Raw genomic sequence first — 7,766 nt, 5'->3', positions numbered from 1 at the left:
GCGTTGAACTCCGCATTCATTGCTTCCGCGGTGGCCGAAGGGGCCGCTGCGGCTGCCCCCGCGGACGGGATCACGGCCCTCGCCTGGCTCCTCGTCGCCCTGCCCCTCGCCGGCGCCGCCATCTTGCTGCTCGGCGGCCGGATCACCGACTCCTTCGGCCCGGGCCTTGCCACCGGCCTCTCCTGGGCGAGCTTCGGCGTCGGCGCCGCGATCTTCTTCGCCATGATCGACGTGCCGGGCGCCGACCGAGTCGCCCAGTTAACGCTCTACGACTGGATCCCTGCCGGGGCCTTCCAGTTGCAGGCCGGGATGCTCGTCGATCCCCTGTCGATGGCCTTCGTCCTGCTCGTCACCTTCGTCGGTTCGCTGATCCACGTGTACTCGCTCGGGTACATGGAGCACGACCCGGACCGCCGTCGCTTCTTCGCCTACCTGAACCTCTTCGTCGCCTCGATGCTGCTGCTCGTCCTGGCGGACTCCTACCTGCTGCTCTTCGTCGGCTGGGAAGGCGTTGGTCTGGCGTCCTGGCTGCTGATCGGCTTCTGGAACCACAACCCGGCCTACGCGACCGCCGCCAACAAGGCGTTTGTCGTCAACCGAATCGGTGACATCGGCCTCGCCCTCGCGATCGCGATGATGTTCCTGACCTTCGGCGGGGTCGACTTCGCGACGGTCAACCAAGGGGTCTCGCAGGCCTCCACCGGTGCCGTCACCGCGATCGGTCTGCTCCTGCTGCTCGCCGCCTGCGGTAAGTCCGCGCAGTTCCCCCTTCAGTCCTGGCTGGGCGACGCGATGGCCGGCCCGACGCCGGTCTCCGCGCTGATCCACGCCGCGACGATGGTGACCGCCGGTGTCTACCTCGTCGTGCGCAGCCACGCCATCTACGACGTCTCCGAGACCGCCCGCCTCTTCGTCACGGTGGTCGGTGCGATCACGCTCGTCTACGGGGCGATCGTCGGTTGCGCGAAGGACGACATCAAGAAGGCGCTCGCCGCCTCGACGATGTCCCAGATCGGCTACATGATGCTGGCCGCAGGCCTTGGGCCGGTCGGCTACGCCTTCGCGATCTTCCACCTCATCACCCACGGGTTCTTCAAGGCCGGGATGTTCCTCGGCGCCGGTTCGGTGATGCACGGGATGAATGACCAGGTCGATATGCGCCGCTTCGGTGGGCTCGCGACCGTCATGAAGGTCACCTGGATCACCTTCGGCCTCGGCTGGCTCGCGATCCTCGGTGTGCCGCCGTTCTCCGGCTTTTGGAGCAAGGACAAGATCATCGAGGCCGCCTTCATCGGCGACGGCTGGCAGCCGTGGGTCTTCGGCACCGCAGCCCTGGTGGGCGCAGGGATCACCGCCTTCTACATGTCGCGCCTGTTCTTCATGACCTTCCACGGCAAGCAACGCTGGACCGACGATGTCGATCCCCACGAGTCGCCGCTCACCATGACGATCCCGATGATGGTCCTCGCTGTCGGCTCGGCCCTGCTGGGTCTGGTCCTCGCGATGGGGGACACCTTCACCACGTGGTTGGAGCCGACGCTTGGCCACCACGCGCACGAGGAGCCGGTCATCCCGATCCCCGTGATCATGGCCGCGACCCTGCTCGTCGTGATCGTCGGCGCCGGATACGCCTGGATGCGCTACGTGCGCGAAAGCGTCCCGGAGGTCGCCCCGCAGGGGTCGCTGCTCACGCAGGCCGCGCGCAAGGATCTCTACCAAGATGACGTCAACGAGGCCCTGCTCATGTGGCCAGGGATCCACCTGACCCGCGGGATGGTCTTCACCGACACCGCCGGTGTCGATGGGACGGTCCGCGGTCTCGCCGCCTCGATCGGCGGACTCTCCTCTCGCCTGCGTCGCCTGCAAAACGGCTACGCACGCACGTACGCCCTGACGATGCTCACCGGTGTCGTCCTCTTCCTCGGTGCTCTGTGGGTGATGAACTGATGTCGACCATGCCCTGGCTCACCCTGCTGATGGTGGTGCCGTTGCTCGGCGCCGCCGTGGTGGCCCTGGTCCCTGGTGTGTCCGCGCGCTTGGCCAAGCAGCTCGCCCTCGGGGTGTCCCTGCTGACCCTCGCGCTCGGGATCGCCGCGGCCACCCAATTCAGCACCACGAGCTCTGAGCAGTTCCAGCTCACCGAGCAGCACGAGTGGATCCCGCAGCTTGGGGTCTCCTACGCGCTCGGCGTGGATGGGATCTCGTTGGCGCTGATCCTCCTCGCGCTTGTCCTCACTCCGATCTGCATCCTCGCGGCCTGGGACGATGTGCCCGAAGGGGGACGCCGCGAGCGGACCTACTTCGCGCTGCTCCTGCTGCTGCTGCCCTTCATGGTCGGTGTCTTCGCCGCGACCGACGTCTTCCTCTTCTACGTCTTCTTCGAAGCGATGCTGATCCCGGTCTACTTCCTGATCGGCAGCTTCGGCGGCCCGCGCCGCCAGTACGCCGCGATGAAGTTCCTCCTCTTCGGTCTCGCGGGCGGGCTGATCATGCTCGTCGCCGTGATCGGCGTCTACCTGCAGGGCCCCGGTGGCAGCGACGGCTTCCTCGTCGAGCGCCTTACCGGTCTCAGCATGGACGCGACCACCGAGCGCTGGCTCTTCCTCGGCTTCTTCATCGCCTTTGCGATCAAGGCGCCGATGGTCCCCGGCCACACCTGGCTGCCCGATGCGGCTGCCGAGGCCAAGCCGGCTGTGGCGACCCTGCTGGTCGGCGTGCTCGACAAGGTCGGTACCTACGGAATGATTCGCTTCTGCCTCCAGCTCTTCCCGGAGGCGAGCAAGTGGGCCACCCCCGTGGTCATCACCTTGGCGATCATCTCGATCATTTACGGGGCGATCCTCGCGATCGGTCAGTCCGACATCATGCGCCTCATCGCGTTTACCTCGGTCAGCCACTTCGGCTACATCGTGCTCGGGATCTTCGCCTTCACGAGCACCGCTCAGGCCGGCGCGAATCTCTACATGATCAACCACGGCTTCTCGACCGCGGCCCTGTTCCTCATCGCCGGGATGCTCGTCGCGCGCCGACGCAGCAAGCGGATGGACGACTTCGGGGGCTGGCAGCGGGTCACCCCGGGCATCGCCGGTGTCTTCCTGATCGCCGGGCTCTCGGGTCTTGCCCTGCCGGGTCTGTCCTCCTTCATCTCCGAGTTCCTGGTGATCACCGGGACCTTCCAGCGGTACCCGGCGGCCGGTGCCTTCGCAGCCCTCGGCCTCGTCCTCGCCGCGCTCTACATCATGTTGATGTACAAGCGGATGATGACCGGTCCGGCCCCGACGGTGGATCCGGAGTTGACGGAGATGCCCGTGCCGCAGGACGCGCCCTTCACGAGTGCCGTGCGGGCCGACCTCGATGCCGATCGTCCGGTGCGCACCATCGCCCCCGTCAAGGACATCACCCTGAGGGAAAAGCTCGTCGTCGCGCCGCTCATCGCCGTGATCCTCGTGCTCGGTTTCTACCCGAAGCCGGCCCTCGACCTGCTCAATCCCGCGGTCGAACGGACGCTCCAGTTGGTCGGGGCCACCGACCCCGCGCCGACCGCCCCTGCTGCTGACACCGGGAGTGACCACTGATGACGACCGCCGTCATGCCCTTCGCGCTCGCGGCCGAGGACTCGTCGTGGACCATGCCCGACGTGGCCTACTGGGCCCTCGCGCCGATGATCATCGTCTTCGTCGGTGGTCTCATCGGCGTGCTGGTCGAGGCCTTCGTCCCGCGCGCGGCGCGCTACGCCCTTCAGCTGGCGCTCGCCGTCGCGACGCTCATCGTCGCCTTCGGTGCTCTCGTCTTCGTGACGGGCGACCACCTCGGCGTCACCATCGGCGGCACGATGGTGATCGACGGGCCGAGCCGCTTCCTCTCGGGCGCGCTGCTCCTCCTGGGGCTCGTCGGCCTCCTCGCGATGGCGGATCGCTTCGGCGGACCGAGCCCGGACGCGTTCACTCCGATGGGTGCCGCGTCGCCCGGTTCGGAACTGGAGAGCGAGGCCACCGCCCACGGGTGGGCGACGACCGAGATCTTCCCGCTCACCCTCTTCTCGCTCGGCGGCATGATGCTCTTCACCGCCGCGGGTGACCTGCTCACGATGTTCGTCGCTCTCGAGGTGCTCTCGCTGCCGCTCTACCTGCTGGCCGGACTGGCGCGTCGGCGTCGCCTGCTCTCGCAAGAGGCGGCGATCAAGTACTTCCTGCTCGGGGCGTTCGCGTCGGCCTTCTTCCTCTTCGGAGCGGCCCTGCTCTACGGCTACTCGGGCAGCGTCAACCTGACCACGATCGGGCAGGCTGCGGGTCTGTCCTCCGGGATGACCGAGAGCCTGCTGATCCCGGGCGTCGTCTTCGTCCTCGTTGGCCTGCTCTTCAAGGTCGGTGCGGTCCCCTTCCACTCGTGGACCCCGGACGTCTACCAGGGCGCCCCGACCCCCGTCACCGGCTTCATGGCGGCCTGCACCAAGATCGCGGCCTTCGGCGCGATGCTGCGGGTCACCTACGTCGCGCTCGAATCGACCCGCTGGGAATGGCGGATCGGCGTCGTCGCCATCGCGGCCCTGACCATGGTCATCGGTGCAGTGCTCTCGGTGACCCAGACCGACATCAAGCGGCTGCTCGCGTACAGCTCGATCGCGCACGCCGGCTTCATCCTGGTCGGCCTGCTCGCCTTCGACCGCACCGCGATCGCCGGGGTCCTCTTCTACCTCGTCGCCTACGGTGCCTCGACCATCGCCGCCTTCGGCCTCGTCGCCATGGTGCGCGAACGCGGCAGCGAAGCAACCCACCTCTCCCAGTGGGCAGGCCTCGGGAAGACCCACCCCTGGGTCGCGGCGGCCATGTCGATCTTGCTCCTCGCCTTCGCCGGCATCCCGCTCACCTCAGGTTTCACCGCGAAGGTCGCCGTCTTCATGCCGGCCGTCGCGTACGGAGGACTGTCCGGGGTGCTGCTCGTCGTGATCGGTGTGCTGGCGAGTGCGGTCACCGCCTTCGTTTACATCCGACTGATCGTGCTCATGTACTTCACCGAGCCGTCGGGTGAGGTCACCCTCGCCACCCCGGCGACGATGACGACGATCGCGGTCGCCGTCGGTGTGGTCTTGACGATCCTGCTCGGGATCGTGCCCGGGCCGCTGATGGAGCTCGCCCAGCAGGCGAGCCTGTTCATCGCGCAGTGACGGATTCGGTTATTCGGCCCTCGGGGACGGATACTGCCTCCGTGAGCACCGCAACGACGACCCCGCCGGTCCTCCGGCTGCCCGGGGCGAGCAAGGAACTCGCGGCCCGGCTCGCCGACGGCCTGGCCCGGGTCGAGGCGCTCATCACCGAGCGCACCGCCAACGAGGACGATTTCATCACCGAGGCCAACCGGCATCTCGCCGAGGCCGGAGGCAAGCGCTTCCGCCCGTTGCTCGCGATGCTGATGGCCGAACTCGGCGAGGGGATCAACGACGAGGTGATCGCCGCCGCTGCGGGTGTTGAGCTCACCCACCTCGCGAGCCTCTATCACGACGACGTGATGGACGAGGCCGACCTGCGCCGCGGCGCTCCATCGGCCAATGCCCAGTACAACAACTCGACCGCGATCTTGGTCGGGGATCTCCTCTTCGGCACCGCCTCGGACATCATTGCCGACCTCGGTCCGGTCGCCGTGAAGATCCAGGCGCAGACCTTCATCCGGCTCTGCTCGGGGCAGATTCGCGACGACCGGCCCTGCCCGGACGATCAGGATCCTCGGGAGTACTACCGGGGCGTGCTCGCCGACAAGACCGGTGTCCTCATCGCGACCGCGGCCCGGTACGGCGCGATGTTTGGCGGCGCCTCCGAAGAGGTCATTGCTCTGGCCACCGAGTACGGCGAGCGGCTCGGCATCGCCTTCCAGATGGCCGATGACTTGATCGATATCTCCTCGGAGTCGATGGAGATGGGCAAGATGCCCGGGACGGACCTGCGCGAAGGCAAGCGCACCCTCCCCGTCCTTAACGTCCTCGCCTCGGACGACCCGGCCGATGATGAGCTGAAGGAACTGCTTCTCGGCGACGTCAGCGACGATGCCGTCCTCGCCCGGGCCTTGGAGTTGCTCCGCGCGCACTCGGCGATGGAGGCCGCTCGCGCCGAGACCATCGCGGTGGGCGAAGGGGCGACAACGGTCCTTGCCGACCTGCCCGATAGCGACGCCAAGAGCGCCCTGATCGCCCTCGCCGAGGGCGTCGTCCACCGCGCCGGCTGACCCCCTTCGCGCGCCAGGCGGCGCACCGGGAAGTGTCGGTGAGTGCAGTCTCGGGTGGGTTTCCGACAGTTCGGCGCGTGGGAAGTGTCGGTAAGTGCAATCTCGGGTGGTTTCCCGACGGTTCGGCGCACCGGGAAGTGTCGGTGAGTGCAATCTCGGGTGGGTTCCCGACGGTTCGGCGCACCGGGAAGTGTCGGTGAGCGCAGTCTCGGGTGGTTTCCCGACGGTTCGGCGGTCGGGAAGTGAGACCTCCCGGGATGTCCGGAGACTTGGTTATGTGTCTCACCCAGCCCGGGTGAGGGGGGTTTGGTGAGCGTAGTGGAGTTGCTCGACGCGTGCCGGGGTGAGGTCGTCGAGGGAGTCGTGGGATCGCTCGGTGTTGAAGAAGTCGACCCACTCGAAGGTGGCGACCTCGACATGGTTGACGTCCCGCCAGGGGCCGTGCCGGTTGATCTGCTCGGTCTTGAATGACCCGATCGTGGACTCGGCCAGGGCGTTGTCGTAGGCGTCGCCGACAGATCCGACGGACGCATCAACGCCGGCGTCGAGCAGCCGGGTGGTGAACGCGATCGAGGTGTACTGGGACCCGGCATCGCTGTGCGCAACTAGACCGGTGAGGTCGTGTACGCCTTCCCGGGCGCGGGTGAAGATGGCGTGCTCCAAAGCGTCCAGTACCAGCGGTGTGGTCATGCGGGTAGCTGCCCGCCAACCGATCACCCGGCGCGAGAAGGCGTCGATGACGAACGCGACGTACACCATGCCCAGCCAGGTCGGGACGTAGGTGAAGTCCGCGACCCACAGCCGGTTTGGTGCGGGCGGGTCGAAGTCCCGGTTGACCAGGTCCGCCGCGCGCGCTGCCTTCTGATCGGCGATGGTCGTGCGGTGCTTTGTGCCGTATCGGGCTCCTTCCCACCCGTTGGCGCGGTAGAGCCGCTCGATCGTGCAACGGGCCACGTCGTGGCCCTTGCCCCGTAGCCGCAGCCACATCTTGCGCGAGCCGAGGCCCGCGACCAGCCGGGAGGAGTCCCGCTCCGCGCGGATCAGCGCGCTCACCTGCTCATCGCGCAGCGCGCGCGCCGAGGGCTTGCGGCTGACCCACTCGTAGTAGGTCGAGGTACTAATAGCTATCCCGTGCTCGGTGAGCACAGCGCACAAGGGCTCGACGCCCCACCGCAGGCCATCGCCCACCCGGTGGTCCTTGTGCTCGGTGATGAAGGCGATCACCTGCGCCCGGGCCGGTCGAGCTCGGCTCCGAAGAAAGCCGCCGCAGCCTTCAGGATCTCGTTTGCGCGGCGCAGCTCGGCGTTCTCTCGTTGCAGCGCCTTGATCTTCTCGTGCTCGGCCGTGGTCACTCCGGGCCGGGCACCGGAGTCGACCTCCGCGCGGCGGACCCACTTACGCAGCGTTTCCGCGGACCCGATACCCAACTTGCCCGCGACAGACCGGATCGCCTCGAACTCCGAGGCGTACTCCTCACGCTGCTCGATCACCAGCCGAACCGCACGCTCCCGGAACTCCGGGTTGTACTTCGATGGACGTGCCATGACCTG

Annotated in this window: 5 protein-coding genes; 4 read left to right on the top strand and 1 reads right to left on the bottom strand. The window is 67.5% G+C overall.

Features of this window, described 5'->3' with window-relative positions:
* Positions 1 to 3 precede the first annotated feature (3 nt).
* From nuoL to AB8K43_RS12245, 4 genes are read left to right on the top strand one after another with little or no spacing between them, the layout of a single operon-like run.
* The gene (nuoL, locus tag AB8K43_RS12260) at positions 4 to 1,947 is read left to right on the top strand and encodes an NADH-quinone oxidoreductase subunit L (RefSeq protein ID WP_370894494.1); all 1,944 of its coding nucleotides are present in this window, start codon (positions 4 to 6) and stop codon (positions 1,945 to 1,947) included.
* Complete coding sequence (locus AB8K43_RS12255) at positions 1,947 to 3,575, top strand: NADH-quinone oxidoreductase subunit M (protein WP_370894493.1); 1,629 nt, start codon at positions 1,947 to 1,949, stop codon at positions 3,573 to 3,575. The genes nuoL and AB8K43_RS12255 overlap by 1 nt, the downstream gene beginning before the upstream one ends.
* On the top strand, positions 3,575 to 5,164 hold the full coding sequence (nuoN, locus tag AB8K43_RS12250; RefSeq protein ID WP_370894492.1) for an NADH-quinone oxidoreductase subunit NuoN: 1,590 nt from the start codon (positions 3,575 to 3,577) through the stop codon (positions 5,162 to 5,164). The genes AB8K43_RS12255 and nuoN overlap by 1 nt, the downstream gene beginning before the upstream one ends.
* A 41-nt stretch (positions 5,165 to 5,205) precedes the next feature.
* Positions 5,206 to 6,216, top strand: a complete 1,011-nt coding sequence (locus tag AB8K43_RS12245) for a polyprenyl synthetase family protein (RefSeq protein WP_370894491.1) — start codon at positions 5,206 to 5,208, stop codon at positions 6,214 to 6,216.
* Between the two features lie 282 nt (positions 6,217 to 6,498).
* On the opposite strand, the gene AB8K43_RS12240 is transcribed toward AB8K43_RS12245, so the two are convergent.
* Positions 6,499 to 7,760 (bottom strand): IS3 family transposase gene (locus tag AB8K43_RS12240; protein ID WP_370894490.1). Its coding sequence is split into 2 segments (ribosomal slippage): positions 6,499 to 7,478 and positions 7,478 to 7,760, totalling 1,263 coding nucleotides; the frame shifts between segments, so codons are not numbered across the junction.
* Positions 7,761 to 7,766: the final 6 nt, after the last annotated feature.

Origin of the sequence: Janibacter sp. GXQ6167 (genome assembly GCF_041365945.1) — a bacterium.
Classification (GTDB): Bacteria; Actinomycetota; Actinomycetes; order Actinomycetales; family Dermatophilaceae; genus JBGFSK01.
Note: the sequence above shows the minus strand (reverse complement) of the source record. Positions and strands in the feature narration are given on the sequence as shown.